The organism is Kordia aestuariivivens (genome assembly GCF_014397005.1).
GTDB lineage: Bacteria > Bacteroidota > Bacteroidia > Flavobacteriales > Flavobacteriaceae > Kordia > Kordia aestuariivivens.
The window spans coordinates 215,235-235,011 of the sequence record NZ_JACGWS010000005.1 but is presented as its reverse complement, the minus strand read 5'-3'; the positions used below and the strand labels follow the sequence as shown (position 1 = coordinate 235,011).

At 33.8% G+C, this 19,777-nt stretch carries 17 protein-coding genes; 12 read left to right on the top strand and 5 right to left on the bottom strand.

What is annotated here, in order from left to right; all coding sequences use genetic code 11:
• Positions 1-41 precede the first annotated feature (41 nt).
• The 5 genes from H2O64_RS10170 (at position 42) to H2O64_RS10150 (ending at position 3,119) form a co-directional block, all read left to right on the top strand.
• On the top strand, positions 42-233 hold the full coding sequence (locus H2O64_RS10170; RefSeq protein ID WP_187562084.1) for a cold-shock protein: 192 nt from the start codon (positions 42-44) through the stop codon (positions 231-233).
• Between the two features lie 113 nt (positions 234-346).
• On the top strand, positions 347-1,882 hold the full coding sequence (locus H2O64_RS10165; protein ID WP_187562083.1) for an SDR family NAD(P)-dependent oxidoreductase: 1,536 nt from the start codon (positions 347-349) through the stop codon (positions 1,880-1,882).
• Between the two features lie 65 nt (positions 1,883-1,947).
• Positions 1,948-2,139, top strand: coding sequence for a cold-shock protein (locus H2O64_RS10160; protein WP_187562082.1), 192 nt, complete (start codon positions 1,948-1,950; stop codon positions 2,137-2,139).
• 257 nt (positions 2,140-2,396) lie between these two features.
• Positions 2,397-2,846, top strand: a complete 450-nt coding sequence (locus H2O64_RS10155) for a KTSC domain-containing protein (protein ID WP_187562081.1) — start codon at positions 2,397-2,399, stop codon at positions 2,844-2,846.
• 81 nt (positions 2,847-2,927) lie between these two features.
• Positions 2,928-3,119, top strand: coding sequence for a cold-shock protein (locus H2O64_RS10150; RefSeq protein ID WP_187562080.1), 192 nt, complete (start codon positions 2,928-2,930; stop codon positions 3,117-3,119).
• Positions 3,120-3,203: 84 nt separating this feature from the next.
• Here the strand turns inward: H2O64_RS10150 and H2O64_RS10145 are convergent, their stop codons facing one another.
• Positions 3,204-4,901 carry a cytochrome P460 family protein gene (locus tag H2O64_RS10145; protein ID WP_187562079.1) on the bottom strand — a complete coding sequence of 566 codons (1,698 nt, stop codon included), beginning with the start codon at positions 4,899-4,901 and terminating at the stop codon, positions 3,204-3,206.
• Between the two features lie 359 nt (positions 4,902-5,260).
• On the opposite strand from H2O64_RS10145, the gene H2O64_RS10140 reads away from it, so the two are divergent.
• Positions 5,261-8,203 (top strand): S8 family peptidase, encoded by a 2,943-nt coding sequence (locus H2O64_RS10140; RefSeq protein ID WP_187562078.1) that lies wholly within the window; start codon positions 5,261-5,263, stop codon positions 8,201-8,203.
• A gap of 153 nt (positions 8,204-8,356) precedes the next feature.
• On the opposite strand, the gene H2O64_RS10135 is transcribed toward H2O64_RS10140, so the two are convergent.
• The 3 genes from H2O64_RS10135 to H2O64_RS10125 all read right to left on the bottom strand — a co-directional run bounded on the left by H2O64_RS10135 (position 8,357) and on the right by H2O64_RS10125 (position 11,697).
• Positions 8,357-9,001 (bottom strand): thiamine phosphate synthase, encoded by a 645-nt coding sequence (locus H2O64_RS10135; protein WP_187562077.1) that lies wholly within the window; start codon positions 8,999-9,001, stop codon positions 8,357-8,359.
• The gene (locus H2O64_RS10130; protein WP_187562076.1) at positions 9,002-9,613 is read right to left on the bottom strand and encodes a DEAD/DEAH box helicase; all 612 of its coding nucleotides are present in this window, start codon (positions 9,611-9,613) and stop codon (positions 9,002-9,004) included.
• Between the two features lie 119 nt (positions 9,614-9,732).
• Positions 9,733-11,697 carry an ATP-binding protein gene (locus H2O64_RS10125; RefSeq protein ID WP_187562075.1) on the bottom strand — a complete coding sequence of 655 codons (1,965 nt, stop codon included), beginning with the start codon at positions 11,695-11,697 and terminating at the stop codon, positions 9,733-9,735.
• 251 nt (positions 11,698-11,948) lie between these two features.
• Here H2O64_RS10125 and H2O64_RS10120 point away from each other — a divergent pair, with 251 nt between their 5' ends.
• From H2O64_RS10120 to H2O64_RS10100, 5 genes are read left to right on the top strand one after another with little or no spacing between them, the layout of a single operon-like run.
• On the top strand, positions 11,949-12,719 hold the full coding sequence (locus H2O64_RS10120; RefSeq protein ID WP_235982832.1) for an outer membrane lipoprotein-sorting protein: 771 nt from the start codon (positions 11,949-11,951) through the stop codon (positions 12,717-12,719).
• A complete protein-coding gene (locus tag H2O64_RS10115; RefSeq protein ID WP_187562074.1) occupies positions 12,716-13,939 on the top strand; it encodes an ABC transporter permease in 1,224 nt (407 codons plus the stop codon). Before H2O64_RS10120 ends, H2O64_RS10115 begins: the two co-directional genes overlap by 4 nt.
• 2 nt (positions 13,940-13,941) lie before the next feature.
• Entirely contained in the window at positions 13,942-15,159 is a 1,218-nt protein-coding gene (locus tag H2O64_RS10110; protein WP_187562073.1) for an ABC transporter permease, read from the top strand.
• Positions 15,160-15,163: 4 nt separating this feature from the next.
• Positions 15,164-15,862, top strand: coding sequence for an ABC transporter ATP-binding protein (locus tag H2O64_RS10105; RefSeq protein ID WP_187562072.1), 699 nt, complete (start codon positions 15,164-15,166; stop codon positions 15,860-15,862).
• A 5-nt stretch (positions 15,863-15,867) separates the two neighbouring features.
• Entirely contained in the window at positions 15,868-17,016 is a 1,149-nt protein-coding gene (locus tag H2O64_RS10100; RefSeq protein ID WP_187562071.1) for a hypothetical protein, read from the top strand.
• Positions 17,017-17,149: 133 nt separating this feature from the next.
• Here H2O64_RS10100 and H2O64_RS10095 read toward each other — a convergent pair whose 3' ends face one another.
• Positions 17,150-18,922 (bottom strand): ABC transporter ATP-binding protein, encoded by a 1,773-nt coding sequence (locus tag H2O64_RS10095; protein WP_187562070.1) that lies wholly within the window; start codon positions 18,920-18,922, stop codon positions 17,150-17,152.
• A gap of 275 nt (positions 18,923-19,197) precedes the next feature.
• Here H2O64_RS10095 and H2O64_RS10090 point away from each other — a divergent pair, with 275 nt between their 5' ends.
• Positions 19,198-19,755, top strand: a complete 558-nt coding sequence (locus tag H2O64_RS10090) for a porin family protein (RefSeq protein ID WP_187562069.1) — start codon at positions 19,198-19,200, stop codon at positions 19,753-19,755.
• Positions 19,756-19,777 lie beyond the last annotated feature (22 nt).

The window sequence follows — 19,777 nt, the reverse complement described above, 5'->3', positions numbered from 1 at the left end:
ATCATCTTTGCAACTTAATAAATATTAAATTATACATTACGATGAGTAAAGGAACAGTAAAATTTTTCAATGACACTAAAGGATTTGGATTTATCACAGAAGAAGGTGTTGAAAAAGACCACTTTGTACACATTTCAGGATTAATTGACGAAGTTCGTGAAGGCGACGAAGTTGAATTCGATCTTCAAGAAGGAAACAAAGGATTAAACGCAGTAAACGTTAAAGTACTATAATATATATACTTCAAGTTTTACAAAAGCCCATCACAAGTTGATGGGCTTTTTTATTGCCATTAATTTTTACGATCGATTAAAAAATAGCATACGCATAACAGTTATACAATTTTATGAGCGAAAATAATCATAATCTAGAAATAGAATCTTGCATCGCTACACTACAGAAGTTACTAGAAGATACCAATCAACTTTTCGAATTACCAGAAGCACAAAGAATAGCACTTTATAAGGTTGCAGGCGAATTGTCTAGACCTAATCGGGATGAGTTTCAGCGTCGAAGAAAAGATGCTAAAAAATCTGCGAAGCGTAAAATGATTGCTAAAGATACGCATGCGCGAAAAACAACCGGAATTCGTTCTGCCCGTGAAGCAACATTATTTGTCGCTCCAAAAATACTGACTGCAGCGTTAATTGCAGATGATACTCCAGAATTAGAATCGCCCAGAAACTGCTATGTCTGCAAAACAATGTATACAAAATTGCATCATTTTTATGATACGATGTGTACCAGTTGTGGCGATTTGAATTATGCAAAACGCTTTCAAACCACAGATTTAAAAGGACAAGTAGCTGTCATTACAGGTTCTCGATTAAAAATAGGATATCACATAACATTAATGTTATTACGCTCTGGCGCGACTGTAGTGGCTACCACACGTTTTCCAGCAGATTCTGCCATTCGATTTGCTAAAGAAGACGATTACAAACAATGGAAAAACCGTTTGCATATTCACGGATTGGATTTGCGACACATTCCAAGCGTGGAAATTTTTTGCAATTACATCGAGCAAAAATACGATCGATTAGATATTTTAATCAACAATGCCGCGCAAACCGTGCGAAGACCTTCAGGATTTTATTTCCATTTAATGGAGAATGAAAAATTGCCCGTGGATCAACTTCCAAAATTGGCGCAAGAATTATTAAAAGATCATATAAGTTGTTTGCAAGAACTATCAGATTTAAGCATTGCAACATCTAAAACAAGCAAAAACAATGTGCTTCCAGTTACTTGGCACGGACCCGAACCTGGTATTGGATTGCGCAATTCGGCTGAGCTTTCTCAAATTCCGTATAGTTTTGATAACTCATTACAAACAGAAGAAGTGTTTCCAGAAGGACAGTTAGATGCTGATTTACAACAAGTAGACTTACGAAAAACCAACAGTTGGCGTTTGAAACTAGGCGAAATTGAAACCACAGAAATGGTAGAAGTACAACTCGTAAATGCAGTTGCTCCATTTGTATTGTGCAATCGATTATCAAATCTAATGATGAAAGAAAACACAGGTAAGAAACATATCATCAATGTTTCTGCCATGGAAGGGAAATTTCATCGGTTTAAAAAAGAAGACAGACATCCACATACAAACATGGCAAAAGCTGCTTTAAACATGCTAACACACACATCTGCAGCAACCTTCGCAAAGTCAGGTATTTACATGAATGCAGTCGATACTGGATGGGTAACTGATGAAGATCCTGCCGAATTATCTAAAAAGAAAGCCGAAATTCACGATTTTCAACCGCCATTAGACATTGTTGATGGTGCTGCGAGAGTACTAGATCCGCTAATTGACGGCATAAATACAGGGAAACATTGGTGCGGAAAATTTTTAAAAGATTATTTTCCTATCGATTGGTAGGTTTTTTAATTTTTTTGGCACTATCTTTGAATACTAATTAGTATTAATAAATTAAATATATTACAATGAGTAGAGGAACAGTAAAATTTTTCAATGACGCCAAAGGTTTTGGATTCATAACTGAAGAAGGTTCTAACAAAGAACATTTTGTACACATTTCAGGATTGATCGACGAAGTTCGTGAAGGAGATGAAGTAGAATTTGAACTTACAGAAGGAAAAAAAGGATTAAATGCAGTAAACGTAAAAGTTATCTAAGACATATATTTCCACTTTTTACAAAAGCCCATCACTAGTTGATGGGCTTTTTTGCGTTTATAATTTACTGATTTTCAGCTTGATAAATACATAATGTTATGAAGTGTTGAAGGCAATAATTAGTTCAGACAACAAGAAAAATCATCAAGATAAAATCCAATGATGAGAATGCTGAAAAGAAATAATTCTTTTATTCAATACTATTGTAGTTCATATACTATTAACATGTACTTTTGCGCCTTCAAATAAATTTTGACATGAAGCGCATAAACGAATATAAGAAACTCTTTGGAGTCGAAAACGAAATCGAATTAAAGACCTTAAAAAAGAGTTACCGTAATTTGGTAAAAGAATGGCATCCTGATAAATTCCAAAATGGAGATGCTTTACAAGAAGATGCAGAGCTCAATAGTCGTAAGATTATTGATGGATATCACTTTTTGGTAAGTATGGCACCTGAAACGAAAGAAAAAAACTTACCAGCATACACTGAAACGATTACCAATGGTAGTATTGCAGATTACCAACATAAAGGTTTATTGTTAGAATTTACTTTTACAGATGGTTCTACGTACGAATATTTTGGAGTTACCAAACAGATATTTCAAAAAATGATGAGTGCTGGAAATCTAAATCGTTTCGCCAAACGTAACATCTATCCTAAATTTACCTATAGAAGGACGCAACGTACGCTAGAAACCGCTTAATACGCGTTATTTTCACGTAGTTTCATTCTTGGCACGCTAATTGAATATGTATAAGTATTATTAAAAATTAAATATATTACAATGAGTAAAGGAACAGTAAAATTTTTCAACGATGCTAAAGGATTTGGTTTCGTAACGGAAGAAGGTTCAAACAAAGAACATTTTGTTCACATTTCAGGTTTAATCGATGAAATTCGCGAAGGCGATGAAGTTGAATTCGATCTACAAGAAGGAAGAAAAGGTTTAAACGCAGTAAACGTAAAAGTTATCTAATACATATACTTCAAGTTTTACAAAAGCCCATCACGAGTTGATGGGCTTTTTTTTGTGAAATTTTGAGAAGAATTAATTCAACTATTATTTTTTATCATCAGGACTATAAGGTGTATCAGTAATTACAGGTCTATTTCCAAAATTAAAACTTAACATACCATCGCCATTACCTTTCCAGTTCATGTGGCAACTGATACAACCTTGTTGATCAAAACTTGCAGCATCGATTGGACCAAATGGTCGTCCTTTTTCCCAAAACCAACGTACAACGCCATTTTTATCTTTTGTTTTATACATAATAGTGAGTTCAACTAAATCACTAAAAAGAGGATCGCTTGGTGGAGTCGTTCTAAAATTTTCTTTTAAAACAATACTTCCAAGAGGCAACGTAGTTATTGTTGGATTATCTTCATAGGCTTTCAATGCAATATCATTCACATAAATTTTAATGGTTTTTCCGTGTGGATTTTCGCCAGGAGTCGCTTTACTAAAAATATTATAGATATCGTCTGGCCAAGTTCCCCAGTTTTTATAAGGATTCACACGCATCACATATTTCATTAAGTCTGGTCCATTAGGTTCTGGTAATTTGGCAATTGGGTTTTGAGCTCTTCCCATTACCCAACTAAAATCGGAATAAATTGTAGGATTAGAAGATCGCGCAAACGCATGACAACCAATACAACTACTCGCTGTTTGATTGAAAGTTTCCATACTGCTATTCGCTAAGTTTTGCAAGATAGGATTTCCTACTCTGGTTTTATCTGTAGGCCATTGCACACCAATCAACTGATAATGTTCCCAAACCGATTTTTTCTCATGTAAATGCTCTTGATAGTCTTTATTTGCCTTTTTTACCCAATCAGGAATTGGGTTTTGTCTGGTGACTTGTGTCATTATTTGATCCGGACAATCTTGTTGTCGGCTATTATCTGGACAATATGGTTTCGCTTTTGAAGGATCATAAAAGGAAGGTGTAATTCCAGCTTTTTTTGTGGCTTCGGTTTCTACATTATCATTTTGCTCAAAAGTCATCCACACAAAATTAGGATTTGAAGGTGTTTTATACACAACGTGAAGTCCTACCAATCCTACTAATTGTTCGGAACAGTATTGTATTTTATGTTTTACTATTTTAGGAAAAGAGTCATTTTGAATAGAATCACTCGCCGGAATGTACACAATAGCTTTAGACGTGTGATACCGACTTATATCATCTTTTTTTGCATCTAAAATTCGCCAAGAAGCTTTCAGCTCCATACTTCCAACTGGAAAATTGATGTTACTTCCTGCCTGTTTTAAAGCATTATAGAATTGATTTTCTAATACATATTGAAACATCGGTTTGTTCATGTACACCTCATAATGCACCAGATTTGAATTTTTATCAATAAGTACGCCGCCAACAGCTTGATTCGTTTCCGTAATCAACGGACTTATTTTGGACGTAGTTCTTAGAATTTTATGATTCGAATTAATCGTGTCACATACGGTTTGATTTCCTGGAGTTGGTTTTCCCCAAGCAGTAGGCGTTTCAGCATTATCTAGAAAGATATCATAGGCTTCTTTGTAGTTTTCCCATTGGGTTCCTGTTCCGTCAGTTGTTGGTGCATTTATTGCCAAAAAAGTATTCCATGCAAACGTAGCCGCTTCATTTGGCGTTGCTCCAGTGCGCAAATCTGTTGGAAGTTTATCAGCTATAATAGCATATTCAGGATCACCGACATCTTTACAACTCGTTAATACATAAAACAATAGAAGTACATAAAAAGAAGTTTTCATAACGAAAATGATTGATTTTGAGAACATAAGATACTTTATAAATTGTAAACATGTATACTAACAACTTATATTTTTTTGAGATAAATATATTTTCAGTCAAAAAGATGCTTTAACAAGAAATCATGACTAATTAATAAGACTACATACTCATATAATTACTTCATTAAATCAATCTAAAAAACTACAAAATTGAGGTAAAACAGGAAAAAACCTGTAAAATATCAGGGAATTACACCGATAGTAAGAAGGAAAGAACCCTTGATTTAAGATACTTAGCGGTTTAACTTGCGGAGATCGAAAAATGATTCCTACAATATGGAATTGCTTTTTGGTGATATTTATAAATCAAAAACTATAGTATGAAATCAAAAAAAATCAAAAACACACCAGAGAGAATTAGTGTTGTTATTTCGCTTCACAATCCAGGAGGCACACTTTATGAAAAAGATGCACTAGTGCGTTTAGGAAGAATAAAACTTAAACGAGTAAAAGGAAAAAATCTATATTCAGGAAAAGTACAAAAAGGTAGTTACAAGCTATCAGTAACAACAGAAGATATGATTGCGCCTTCAAGAGTTCTTGAGGTAACAAAAAATGAAATTACACCTATCTACCTTGGAAAAAAAGGTTGGCCATCCTATCGTATGGGGAAAAACCGTGTGCCTTTTCAACCAGAAGAAAATATAATTGGATTGGTTTTTGAAACGCAGCCACCTTCGGAAAGAGAGTCGAAAAAACTCATGGAAAAAGTTTGTAAACAATTCAAAATGAAGCCACACAAACTTAAAAATGAAAAAGGGACAAATATTGCTGGTGATGGCGCTATGTGGATATTTAAGCTAAGGAATGCTAAAGATCTTGATAAGGTTAGAGCAAACGTTTCTAAACTTATGGAAAGAGATGTTAGAGTCGGAATTCCAGTTGATATGGGAACAGATCAAATCAAATTAATTGATCATCGCTTTGTCGTACGATTTAAAAATCACTTGAAGCCTAAAGATATCGATGGCTTAGTAGAAGAAACAAGTGGACGTATTTTAAGAAAATTTATTCAAGCGGGTAATACTTATTTAATTGAATTCTTAAAGGGAGATTGGAAAAACCACTTGCAACTAATGGAATCTTGGTATAAAGAAGACATCGTTGTGTATGCGGAACCAGATGTTATGGCAGAAATTACCGATGATGTATTTCCTGCTGATCCGCCAGATGATACGCTGTATGGAACACAAGCAAATTTAACGCTTCAAAACGCAGATCAAGCTTGGCAATTTTTGAATGGAATTAATCCTAATATTACTTTAGGAAGTACAAACGTAACCGTATGTTCATTAGATAGAGGAATAGACACGGATCATCCAGATATAGGAGGAAACCTTACCGATGGAAACCCACAACTGTCACAATGTTATGATTTTTCAGGCATGCAACCATGTACTGTAGCAGGATACGCACCAGATACAAGTCACGGAATGGGCGTTTATGGAATTATTGCGGCACTTACGGATAACAATTCGGCAGTTGCAGGAATAGCGCCTAATACACATCAAATTGGTTTAGAAAGACCTTTATCATTAGGAACTGCTAATTATGCAGACGTATTATTATGGGCAGCAGGTTTTACAACAGGAAACACAACTGTAGGTTGGCCAGCAGAACCGATTGCGAACGGAGCGGATATTATATCGTGTTCTCATGGTTCAAACGGGCTTGCTTTATCTGGTTTAATGGACGATACTTTTGAATATTTAAGTACGTATGGCCGTGGAGGATTAGGGACATTGGTCGTATATTCTGCTGGAAATGGAACACTCATAGGAGGTGTTACAGTTCCTCAATTAATCACAGGTTTTAGAACTTTTGCAGCACATCCAAGAACATTAGCTATTTCTAATTCTAATCAACCAAATGGATTAGGAATTGAAGTATTAAGTGGTACTTCAAATTTTGGTCCAGAAATAGATATTTGTGCCCAAGGTACTGGAGCGCCTTCTCTTAATGATGTGGGCGGAACACAAACGTTTGGTGGAACGTCCGCTTCTGCGCCAACCGTAGCAGCCGCGGCTGCATTGATGTTGTCTGCGGAACCGCAATTGACATGGATCAATTTACGTGATATTCTTAGAAATACTGCCGTTGTGATTGATGGTGCTAATGTAAATCCGGTAGGGCAATGGATCGCTGGGTTTAGCCAATGGTATGGCTTCGGAAGATTAGATATTCTCGCTGCTGTACAAGGTGCGAATGATTTTGATACTGGAGCAGTAAATCTTGTGATTAGAGATAATTTGTCAGATGACGGAACTATAGTGCCAACAGGAGGTACTTTTTGGAGAAGTCCTGATATTTGGATTAGAAATGCTAATCCGGCAGTAGAAGGATTACCAGATCCAGCTTATGGTGTTAATCCACCAAATCAAAATGCAATATCAGGTACGGATAATTGGGTCCGTGTCCGCGTAAAAAATGTTGGAACAACAGCTTCCTCTAATTTTTATGTTCGATTGTATTTAACTCATTTTGCTGGATCGCAGTTTGTATATCCAACAGATTTTATCCCATCAGGTAATCCAGGAGATCCAATTCCAAATCCTTTAGTACAAGGAACTTATTTGATAGGAGAAGCATTTGTGACTACACAAGCTAATGGTTCGGAAGTTATTTATGATTTCCAATGGCCTGCAGCAATGGTACCGCCAGAAACAGTAGGAGGAACTTCTTGGCATCCGTGTCTTTTAGCAGAAGTTTCACCACATACTGGGCCAACTCCGTCAGGAAATTTAGTCATAGACAATTCCAACCTTGGGCAACGAAATATTACAATTGATTATTCAGATGATAGTACTGATGATACCTATGAAGCTACAGGTGTTGTAGGCAATGCAGAAGATAAATCAACGATGAAGCGTTTGGTATTACACAAAGGAAGATTACCTAAAAAGAGTCCAATTTGGATTCGATTTTTAGATGAACGTGTTGAAAAAACGGCGTTAGAACTACTTCGTAAAAATCCATCATATAGAGAATATGATCTTAAACTGATGGAAGAACAGAACAAGTGCAAAAAGGCGAATGCATTAGTGAAATCTAAAAATGGTCGCACCTATTTTTATACGACAGAATCTCGATTAATCGTAAATGTACCAATGATTAATGGAAGATTGACACCAGTTGTAATAGGAACTGAGTATAGCGGCAAACCTGATAAAGATGGAATAGAACTCGTTCTTATTGAAGAGAACATGTCTAGCATACAATTGGGAGGATTTGCGCTACGAATTGAAGCTGAAAGGCCTAAGTAACATCCTATTTTAGTCAATAGTAATTGACTTGTAACTATTTAATAAAGCCTGTTTTGAGTATTCTAAATGAACTCGAAACAGGCTTTTTCTTATTAATTTAAACTATAGATAAAACGTATAGCTGATTAAAATTTATTTTTTTTGAAGATAATTTTATTTGAATGTATACCGTTGTTCTTCCGTTGAAGATGCGTTTAGTAATTGGTTGAATGTTTTGATGGTATTAAAATTACGTGTAATTTCTCCAGAAACTGCAATTCCAGAAATGCCCGTTTCTAATATATCAGAAACATCTTCTGTTGTGATGCCGCCAACGCCAATAATTGGAGTTTCGGTTTGTAATGCTTTTATAATTTCAGCATAACCATCTAAACCTAAAACCGGAGGCAAACTATCTTTAGTTGTCGTAAATCGAAAAGGACCTAAACCAATATAATCAACTTCTTTCGTAAGTAATGTTTCACATGTTGGCAAAGTGTTTGCGGTTCCACCAATCATTTGCCAAGTGTATAAATGCTTTCTCGCAATAGTAGGGCAGATGTCTATTTTTTCTATATGTACACCATCTGCTTTTACTTCTTTTGCTATTTTGTAATGATCGGTAATTAGCAATCTGGTTTGAAAATGCGCTGTGATTTCTCTAGCTTCTGTGGCTAATTTTAAAAGTTTTTTATCTGAAACATTTCTAAAACGTAATTGCACCAATTCTGCACCAGAAGCACACGCTTTCTGGATATTTTCCAACACTTCTTTTGGAGAATTTCCTTGAGTTATATAATGTAGTTTAGGTATGATCATCTAAGTGCTTACTATTTTAGAATATTCCATAAAATATGATTCAAAACGCTTTAATACTGGGTGCATTTTATCAGAATATAACACATACTGACATTTTTCAACACTACTCGTAATGGACATTAGCGCTTGATAGGCTGATTTTTGAACTAAAAATTCAGCATCGTCAATACTAAATATTTTTAATTGAGAAACGCTTAATCCATTCGTTAAGAATAACTTGTTCATTGTTACTGGCGTGGAAATAAGAATGTCTATTCCTTCAAATATTTCTGATTTTTGCACATCAATATGAAGTTGTTCATAACCAACATACACACGCAACGAATTGTGTTTTGTATACGTTAAAAAAGTCTCATATAAGGCTAAGGCTTTTTCTTTATTTTCTACCAAAATGACCGCTCTCGGAGCACTTCCAACGGCTTCACATTTTAATTTTTGTAAAGTGGTAAGAATAAGCGTGGTTGTTTTTCCACTATCTTTTGGAGCCGTGCAAAATACATTGGCACCACTTTTAATGACAGGAATACTATTACTCTGAAATGGAGTAGGAGTTGTTATTTCGAGAGTTGCTAACTTCTCTTGTATATTAGCATGTAATTTTTTAAAAGGCATAGAATTAAAGAGATAACTGTTTGGTGTACTATTTAGGGCAAATATACTACCTGTGAGCGAAATAAAAGGGAGAAGTTCCTTTTTCTATGCTATAAAATCAACTGAGGATTTTCATTTTTTTAAGTTCTCCATGAAAACTTGATGGTTGTTCCAATTCCTTTTTCTGATTCAACAGAAATAGTTCCATGATTTTCAGAGACAATTTTCTTTACAATGGAAAGACCAATACCTGTACTTTCGACTTCATCATTAAAATTTAATTGACTAAACATTTCGAAAATTTTAGTGTGATATTTCACGTCAATTCCTGGACCATTATCACTTACAGAAAATAAATATTCGTTTGGAAGCTTAGAGAATGAAATCGTAATTATTGCATTATTTTTATCGTTATGCTTGATAGCATTGTTAATTAGGTTTTGAAAAACATGTTCTAATTCAATTTTGTTGGCATAAATTTCAGCATCCTTTTCAGGAAGGTGAATTGTATGTTTATTTTCATTATCAACGACTTCTATAATTTCGCGAAGCAAATTGTTCAGGCCAAACGATTCTTTCTTCTTTTTCCCTTTCGCAATTTTAGAATATTCTAAAAGTCCATTGATCAACGCATCCATTTTAGAAACTCTATCTTTTAATAGTTTAAAATGTTGTTTGGCATCTTCATTTATAGTCATCTCCAAATCTTCTTCAATAAAAGAAACCAGCGTATGCATTGCTATTAACGGCGCTTTTAAATCATGTGATACAATATGATTGAAACTGTCTAATTCTGCGTTAGAATTCTCTAAATGCCTTAAATTTTCTTTTAGTTCACGATTTACAGTTGACAGTTTATTTGATTGTATTGAGATTTCTTTTTTCTGTGCAAGTGCAACTTCTTTTGTGCGTTCAAGTTCTTGAAAGGAATTGGAAAACCGCGTCATTAAAAGCATGGAAAGGAGCAAGAAAACTACAATGTAACCAAAATTCACGTATATCATAGCATTTCCACTTTCACCTAAAAAAGAAAAAATATGAACATAAAAAATAATAGAACCCAGTAACATGCTAACCAACATCAAAAGAGATTCATGTCGGTTACTAATGACCGCTTTTACGATTACAAACGTCACATAGATTAAATTTAAGATCATTAAAAGTAAGAATGGCAATAGTAATTCTGTAAAATAGGGTGCTGGAAGAAAAACAACGAGTAATGCAAGAAAATAAAAACTGTAAACTATAATTTTGGAGTATGGTTTGTGAACAAAATTGGAGAAAATTGTATAGAAAAATAGACTTGCGGATACGCCAGCTAAAAATAATATGATGTATTCAATTTTTGTCAATAGAATCCAACTCATGGATTCAAAAATTTCTGCAAAAGGCGCGTATCTGTCACTCAATGCCATGTACGATAACGACATACAAAGAATGGCAAAGTAGAGAATGGCTTTGTCTTTGTTCCAATAAAATAAAAAGAATAATAAAAAGAAGATTCCGATAAAGCCTAAACAGCCAATGAAAATCATATCTGCTATGATTTCTTTCGATCTTATATCATGAAGGAGATTGCTAAAGCCTAGTATAGGCGGTTCATCAATTCCTCCTTTATTATGATAAAAATTTGCGACATGAATCACAATTTCAAACTCAGTTTCATCCGTATTTAGCGGAAGAATTTGAGCAGCTCTTCTGTGTAGTGTCTCTGCTTTTGAAGTACCCACACGACCAATTTCAGCGATTAATTTTCCATTTACCCACAGTTTTGAGGAAGCGTACGCCGCCGGAATGTATAAGGAAACATGTGGTCTTTCTTTCGGAATAGAAATCTGTAATCTATATGTTGCATATCCAAAAGAAGGTAATTTTTCAGTTTCAGAAAGATTAAATTTTGTCCAATTGGTAAGTGTAACTTCCGCTAATGGTTTCTTTGCATTGAAGTTCCCAGGTTCTATAAATTCTTTCCAATAAAATTCCCAGCCAGCATTGAGTGCTATTTCGGTCGTTTTATCAATTGTTGTGTTTTGAAGATCAATTGCAGCAATATCATTTTCATTTGATTGTACAAAACCAAATGAATTCGGGATTGAAAACAGCACAAAAGCAAAACTGCATATAAAATTTATATGTTGTTTGGAGCACAGCCATGTATCTTTTAGAAAAAATCTTTTAAGTAGGTTCATATTACAATTTACCAAAATAGTTAATATAAATGACTTTCAAAAATTGTAGTCATATTATAAAGTTAGTCTAGTACCAAAATGGTTCGTCTAAAAGCTTTTTTTAAATGTAATGGTATGACTGACAATTATCATTTCTTTTCTTCTTACGGTAAGTTAATTTTAACCTTATGAAGAAAAAACAATTTTTACAATTTATTATTGGTGTTTTTGTTTGTACGATGTTATTCACTTCAATGTATTCTCAACAAAACCTTTCTGCAAAAGATATTGTTAAGAAGGCAGATGATAATATGCGTGGTAAAACATCGCAGGCAGATATCACTATCAAAATAATCAGACCTACTTGGAGTAGAGAAATGAATATGAAAGCTTGGTCTAAGGGTGATGATTATTCTATGATATTAGTTACTTCACCAGCGAAAGAAAAGGGTACTGTTTTTTTAAAGCGTATAAAAGAGGTTTGGAATTGGATTCCGTCTATTGAGCGCAGTATCAAATTACCTCCATCTATGATGTCGCAAAGTTGGATGGGAACCGATTTCACCAATGATGATTTAGTAAAAGAGGCATCTTCCACCGTTGATTATGATCATAAACTTTTAGGAAAAGAAATGATTTCAGATAAAGACTGTTATAAAATTGAAATGATTCCTAAGCCTTCCGCTGCTATTGTATGGGAAAAAGTGATTGTATGGATAGACTCTAAAGACTTTCTACAGCTAAAAGCAGAATTTTATGATGAAGATGGAGAATTAGTAAATATTATGAATTCTAGTGAAGTTAAGGAAGTAGGCGGTAGAAAAATCACTTCAAAGGTTGAAATGTTTCCTATTGATAAAAAAGGAAATAGTACTGTTATTATTTACAATGACATTGTATTTGATAAAGATATAAATGATAATTTCTTCACAACGAGAAATATGAAAAAATTAAAATGATGTTATTAAAACTTGCTTGGTTAAATATATGGCGTAATAAACGTAGAACAATCATTACCGCTACCTCTGTATTTTTTGCAGTGCTATTGGCAATAGTTTTCCGCTCATTAACCGATGGTGTTTACGATAATATGATTCATAATGTGGTGAGTTATTCTTCTGGCTATTTGCAAATTCATCAAAAAGGGTATTGGGATGAGCAGTCCATAGACAATACATTTCAAGAAGATCAACAGTTGTATCAGGTGTTACTTAAAAACTCAAAGGTGACGCACATTATGCCTCGTTTGCAAACATTTGCATTGGCTTCGTATGCTAACAAAACAAAAGGTGTTCTTGTTTTAGGCATAGATCCTATTAAAGAACGAGAGGTTAATAATCTACACGATAAAATTGTAGCTGGTGAATATATTGAAAGTGTTAGCGATAATGCGGTTGTTTTAGGAGAAGGTTTAGCGGCTCACTTAAAACTAAAAGTAAATGATACCTTGATACTCTTAGGACAAGGATATCATGCAAGTAGTGCTGCTGCAAAATTTAGAGTAAAAGGTCTTATAAAATTAGGCGCGCTTGAACTTAATAACAATGTGGTGTATATGCCCATACAACAATCGCAATATATGCATGGAGCAGAAAATCGGTTAACCTCTGTGTCGGTGATGTTAGATAAAGCAACCAATTTAAAAAAACTAAAACAATCTTTACAAGAATCCATTGATTCTAATACATACGAAGTAATGAGTTGGAAAGAGATGATACCAGAAATGGATCAATTTATAGAAGCAGATAGTACTGCACATTATATCATTATTGGTGTTTTATACTTCGTTATTTCGTTTGGGTTATTTGGCACATTGTTAATGATGATTTTTGAACGCAAACACGAATTAGGAATCTTGATAGCCATAGGAATGAAAAAGAGATTGCTGGCATTGGTGTTGCTATTAGAGTCCATCATGATTTCTTTATTAGGCTGTTTTGCAGGTGTTATTGGAGGTATATTGTTTATAAAATGGTTTACCATATATCCCATTCATTTAACGGGAGAGCTAAAAGAAGTTTATGAAGATTATGGTATAGAATCTATCATATACTTTTCTAGTCATGAAAAAATTTTTATCACTCAAACTTTAGTTGTTTTAATAGTATCTATTCTATTAGCCTTTTACCCAGGTTATAAGGTGATGAAGTTAAAACCAGTTGAAGCTATAAATAGTTAATTATGTTATTTCAAATTGCTTGGAGAAATATTTGGCGAAATAAAGCCAGAAGCTTAGTCGTAATAAGCTCCATTATTATTGGTGTGTGGGCTGGTATTTTCATTTTATCGTTTTCTTGGGGTTTGTATAAGAATAACATTAATGAATCGGTCTATAAACAATTGTCTCATATTCAAATACATCATCCCAATTTTGAAGAAGAAAAGGACGCTAAATTTACCATACTAAACACTGATGCGATTGTAAAACAATTTCAATCTGATGATCGCATTGCCTCAGTAAGTTCTCGTGTTATTTCAATAGGAATGATAACATCTCCAACAACAGCAAGTGGTGTAAAGATTTACGGAATTAACCCTGCTACTGAAGTTACACAAATAGCGTTAAATGAAAGTGTAAGAGAAGGCGCTTATTTTGATTCGGGAAAAGACAATGAGATTCTTATTGGGGAAAAACTAGCCAAAAAATTGAAGATTAAACTCAAAAGCAAAGTTGTGCTAACCTTTACAAATGTTAATTCAGAAATTATTTCTGGTGCGTTTAGAGTTGGAGCAATTTATAGATCAAAAAATATTTCCTTAGATGAAGTGAACGTGTATGTACAAAAAGAGCATTTACGAAAGTTGTTAGGGTTAAAGCCATCTGAGAGCAATGAAATAGCCATCTTAGTAAAAGATGAAGCACAATTAGATAACATAAAAAATTATAGTAAAACAGTTGTTTCTAAAGCAAAAGTTGAAGATTGGAAAGAGCTTTCACCTGAGCTAAGTATGATTATTGAATCGTTTAATCTGTATACTTATATCATTAGCGGTATCATTTTATTAGCATTAACATTTGGTATTGTAAACACGATGTTAATGGCTGTTTTAGAGCGTATTAGAGAACTGGGAATGTTGATGGCAATTGGGTTGAATAAGCGCAAAATTTTCATTATGATTATGTTAGAAACGTTTTATTTAACAGTAATAGGTGCTCCAATTGGCTTGTTAGTAGGATGGTTGACTGTTGCTATATTAGGAAAAACCGGAATTAATATTTCTATGTTTTCTGAAGGATTAGCATCGTACGGATTCAGTTCAATGATCTATCCTGTATTAGATCAAGAAAAATATGTAATTATCGCAACCATGTGTTTAATAACTGCCATAGTATCGGCTATGTATCCTGCTTATAAAGCACTGCAATTAAATCCATCAGAAGCAATACGTAAAATTTAAAGTTATGGTGAAAACAATTATAGATGCACATAATGTAAGTAAAACATTCAATCCAAAAACAGTACCAGTTCATGCGGTACAAAATGTGCACGTTCATATAGAAGAAGGTGAGTTCGTTGCTTTAGTTGGACCTTCTGGTTCTGGAAAATCGACACTATTGAATATGATGGGAGGATTGGATGAGCCAACAGCTGGAAGCGTCATTATTGATGGTGTTGAAATCACGAAACTATCAGAAAACAAGTTAATAGATTTTAGATTGCACAATATTGGGTTTGTATTTCAGTCATTTAATTTAATTCCTGTTCTTACCGCAAAAGAGAATGTGGGTTTTGTATTGCAGCTGCAGCATGTACCAAAAATGGAACGAGAAAAACGTGTCTTAACTTTGTTAGAAGAAGTAGGACTCAAAGATAAAATAAATAGTAAACCAGGAGAACTATCTGGTGGTCAGCAACAACGCGTAGCAGTAGCCAGAGCTTTAGCTTCAAAACCTAAAATAATACTAGCCGATGAACCCACTGCAAATTTGGATTCAAAATCCGCAGCTAATTTGCTGGATATCATGGCAAAATTAAATAAGGAAGAGAAGATTACTTTTTTGTTTTCAACCCACGATCAACGTGTGATTAAAAAGGCAAGACGTGTTATCACATTGGTTGATGGAAAAGTAGCGTCAGATGTACAACAAACACCGACCTAATCACAATGAAGAGACTCTTGGTTACATATTTGGTTGTGCTTATAAGCTTTAATTTAGTAGCTCAAGAGAAGGAACAACAATTGTTTTTATCAGGTTATGTAAAGAATCTTAATGAGTTTAGTTTTGTTGACCAATTAGATCAGTTACAATGGACAACCTTAGTACACAATAGACTCAATTTTAAATACACACCTTCCAATGAAATAAAAGTCAGATTAGAATTTAGAAACAGGTTGTTCTATGGAAATAATGTTAAAAACATATTCGGTTTTTCAGAGTTCATTTCTCAAGACAATGGTATTACAAATCTCTCCTGGAATATAATAGATAATAAAGACATGCTTTTCAATTCAACTATTGACAGGGCTTTAATTAATTATACAAAAGGAGATTGGGATATTACCATAGGAAGACAGCGTGTTAACTGGGGAATGAATTTAATTTGGAATCCGAATGATATCTTTAATACCTATAATTTTTTAGATTTCGATTATGAAGAACGACCAGGAAGTGATGCCATTCGCATACAATATTATTTAAGTGATTTCAGTAAAATTGAAGTCGCCGCAAAAAAGGGTAGAAGTAGTGATGATAAAATAGTGGCTGCTATGTATCAGTTCAACAAATGGTCCTATGATATTCAGTTAATTACCGGTATTTACCAAAAGGATTGGATGGTTGGTGTGGGTTGGGCAGGAAATTTAAAGAATGTTGGTTTTAAAGGAGAAGTCTCTTATTTTGTGCCTTATGAGGCATATTTTAACTCACAAAATGTGTTGAGTGCTTCTGTTTCTGTTGATTATGGTTTCAAAAAAGGAGTATATATAAATGGTTCTGTTTTATACAACGGTAGCGCAAACGACTCGTTTGGTAACATAGGGAGTTTGTTACTTGTCAATTTGAGTGCTAAAAATTTAATGCCTTATAAATATTCGGGATTTCTACAATTAGCCAAAGAATTCACACCTATTTTAAAAGCAGCTATGAGTACCATTTACTCACCAACCAAACATTCAGTCATTATAATTCCAAGTGTAGATTATTCAATTGCCACCAATTGGGAACTCAACTTCACTGGGCAATCCTTTTTTGAATTTCAAGATTATCAAACTTTAGGAAATAGTTTTTTTATAAGGTTACGTTGGAGTTTTTGAATATTTTGTAAGATAGAATCATTAAAAATAATCTCATAAAAATTGAATTCATGTTTTTAAAACTAAAATTCTAAATTCAAGATTCATGAATTCCTCTAAAGTAATATAAACCTTGTGATTAAAGACTAATGAATTAAATCTTCGCTTGATACGTATATAATTCATAATATCGACCTTGCTTCGCAATCAATTGGTCATGAGTTCCACGTTCTACAATATGTCCGGCTTCGATGACTAAAATTTGATCCGCTTTTTTAATAGTACTTAAACGGTGCGCAATAACAATGGTTGTTCTGTCTTTTATTAACTCCGCTAAACTTTTTTGAATTAACGCTTCACTTTCGGTATCTAGGCTTGATGTTGCTTCGTCTAGAATAAGAATCTTAGGATTTGCTAGAATTGCACGCGCAATCGCTAAACGTTGCCGTTGACCACCAGAAAGTTTTACGCCTCTTTCTCCAATTAAAGTTTCTAAACCTAAATCAAATCTGTCGGTAAATTCGTTTACATACGCTGCATTTACAGCATTTATGACTTCTGTTTCGGTAGCATTTGGCCTTGGAAACATAATGTTTTCACGAATTGTGCCTTCAAACAAAAATTCATCTTGTAAAACCACACCTAAATATTGGCGGTAACTACTCAATTTGACTTCTGATAAATCATGATTATCAATCGTGATTTTACCAGATTGTGGTGTTAAAAACGTAGCCGACAATCCTGCAATAGTCGATTTTCCAGAACCTGAACTTCCTACCAAAGCCGTTACAGAACCTGCGGGTGCTTTAAAGTTAATGTTATGCAAGACTTCTTTTCCTTCTTCATAAAAGAATGAAACATCATCAAATTCAATCGCACCTTTTATAGTTTTTAATTGAATATTTCTGTCTTCATTATCTTCTTCAGCAGTCAAATTCATGAGTTCTTCAGTTCTATCTAAACCTGCTAGTGCTTCCGTTAACTGACTTCCAATATTACTCATTTGCACAATTGGAGCAACCATGAACGCTAATAGAAATGTAAATTGTATAAAATCACCAAAAGTCAGTGTGCCTTGAATCATGTAATACCCACCAATTCCCATAACTCCAGTCGTTGCTATCCCTATTAAAAAGGTAGAAGAACTCGTCATTAAAGCGCTTACGGTCATACTTTTTTTAACATTCTTAAAAATATCGGCCACACCTTTTTCAAAAACTTTGCTTTCTTGATCTTCTGCATTGAAGGCTTTTATCACACGAATACCCGCTAAAGTTTCGGTTAATCGTCCTTTTACTTCAGCATTAATTTTTCCTCTGGCCCTAAAAATTGGTCGAATGTATTTGAATGATTTTAGGGCAATGATTCCAAAAATTGTCAAGGGTATAAATGTAAAAAGTGTCATCCAAACGTTCATTCTTAGTAAAATAACTAAGGTTAGAATAGCTGTAAATGTCCCGCCAACTAATTGTACTAATCCGGTTCCTATAAGATTTCGAACACCTTCCACATCACTCATGATTCTGGATACTAAAGCACCCGATTTTGTGTTGTCGAAAAAACTAATTGGCAACGATAATACCTTTTTTTGCACTTGAGCACGTAATTCACTAATTAAATATTGTGCTTGTATACTCAACACTTTGGTTAACAGAAAAGAGGTAATCGCTTGGACTAAAATGGCGCCAATCACAATAAAAATCACTGTATATAACTGATCGTAATCTTTATTAGGCACAGCTTCATCTAACAACACTTTACTTTGTAGCGGCAACACAAAACCTGACAAACTCCTAATAATTATCAATAGTAAGCCCAAAAAAACTAAATTCCGCCGAGGCCAAATAATCGTTTTAAAAGCCTGTTTCAAGGTCGCTCTTGGCTTTGATTTGTCTTTATTCTTTACTACTTCTTTTAGGTGTCTCATATGTGCTGGTAAATGCTATAATTTGTAAAAATAAGCATTATAGAAAGATTAACTGTTTAAACTGAAGATGCATACTTTAAAATATATAGAGTAGTAAGAATACGAACCTTTAAAGAACAGTACTTTTTATTATTGTAAGCTAAGTTTAACATCTTTTAACTCATTAAATATCAGTCGGTTGTTAAAATTGGTTAAAAAGGTTAAATCAGTTATAAAGAGTATGCAAAGGCTCGTAATATTCTTTTCTTTTGTTTTAACAATTTAAATTTTAAACAATGAAAAAATTAGTACTTATTACTGTGATGACAGTTTTTGGATTCACAACTATTAATGCTCAAGATGTTGAATTTGGGGCAAAAATTGGAGCCAATTTTGGATCACTTTACGGCGACAATACAGGAAATGTTGATCCTATACTTAGTATTATTAATTTCGGTTTTTATGCAGAAATACCTTTGAATGAAAAATTCTCTTTTCTGCCAGAACTAATGTATTCAACTCAAGGTTTTAGTATTGATGATCGTATAAAAGCACTAAATTATTTGAATCTTCCGTTAATGGGGAAATATTATGTGACAAAAAAGTTAAGTTTAGAAGCTGGTCCACAAATTGGTTTTTTACTTTCTACGAAAGGTAAATTAGAAAATGTAAGAGACGATTTTAAAACATTAGATTTTGGTGTAAACTTTGGTTTAGGGTATAAATTAGATAACGGATTAAATTTTGGTGTACGGTACAATTTGGGATTATCAAATATTAATAATATAAGTGGTTCTTCGGATAAATTAAGAAACGGTATATTCCAATTTACTGTTGGATATTCATTTTTCTAATTTCGTTTCATTCTTTACATAT

Bases quoted from the DNA above. Each gene is read 5' to 3' on its own strand.
- H2O64_RS10170 (WP_187562084.1), top strand. From the start codon at position 42: ATGAGTAAAGGAACAGTAAAATTTTTCAATGACACTAAAGGATTTGGA.
- H2O64_RS10165 (WP_187562083.1), top strand. From the start codon at position 347: ATGAGCGAAAATAATCATAATCTAGAAATAGAATCTTGCATCGCTACA.
- H2O64_RS10160 (WP_187562082.1), top strand. From the start codon at position 1,948: ATGAGTAGAGGAACAGTAAAATTTTTCAATGACGCCAAAGGTTTTGGA.
- H2O64_RS10155 (WP_187562081.1), top strand. From the start codon at position 2,397: ATGAAGCGCATAAACGAATATAAGAAACTCTTTGGAGTCGAAAACGAA.
- H2O64_RS10150 (WP_187562080.1), top strand. From the start codon at position 2,928: ATGAGTAAAGGAACAGTAAAATTTTTCAACGATGCTAAAGGATTTGGT.
- H2O64_RS10145 (WP_187562079.1), bottom strand. From the start codon at position 4,901: ATGAAAACTTCTTTTTATGTACTTCTATTGTTTTATGTATTAACGAGT.
- H2O64_RS10140 (WP_187562078.1), top strand. From the start codon at position 5,261: ATGAAATCAAAAAAAATCAAAAACACACCAGAGAGAATTAGTGTTGTT.
- H2O64_RS10135 (WP_187562077.1), bottom strand. From the start codon at position 9,001: ATGATCATACCTAAACTACATTATATAACTCAAGGAAATTCTCCAAAA.
- H2O64_RS10130 (WP_187562076.1), bottom strand. From the start codon at position 9,613: ATGCCTTTTAAAAAATTACATGCTAATATACAAGAGAAGTTAGCAACT.
- H2O64_RS10120 (WP_235982832.1), top strand. From the start codon at position 11,949: ATGAAGAAAAAACAATTTTTACAATTTATTATTGGTGTTTTTGTTTGT.
- H2O64_RS10115 (WP_187562074.1), top strand. From the start codon at position 12,716: ATGATGTTATTAAAACTTGCTTGGTTAAATATATGGCGTAATAAACGT.
- H2O64_RS10110 (WP_187562073.1), top strand. From the start codon at position 13,942: ATGTTATTTCAAATTGCTTGGAGAAATATTTGGCGAAATAAAGCCAGA.
- H2O64_RS10105 (WP_187562072.1), top strand. From the start codon at position 15,164: ATGGTGAAAACAATTATAGATGCACATAATGTAAGTAAAACATTCAAT.
- H2O64_RS10100 (WP_187562071.1), top strand. From the start codon at position 15,868: ATGAAGAGACTCTTGGTTACATATTTGGTTGTGCTTATAAGCTTTAAT.
- H2O64_RS10095 (WP_187562070.1), bottom strand. From the start codon at position 18,922: ATGAGACACCTAAAAGAAGTAGTAAAGAATAAAGACAAATCAAAGCCA.
- H2O64_RS10090 (WP_187562069.1), top strand. From the start codon at position 19,198: ATGAAAAAATTAGTACTTATTACTGTGATGACAGTTTTTGGATTCACA.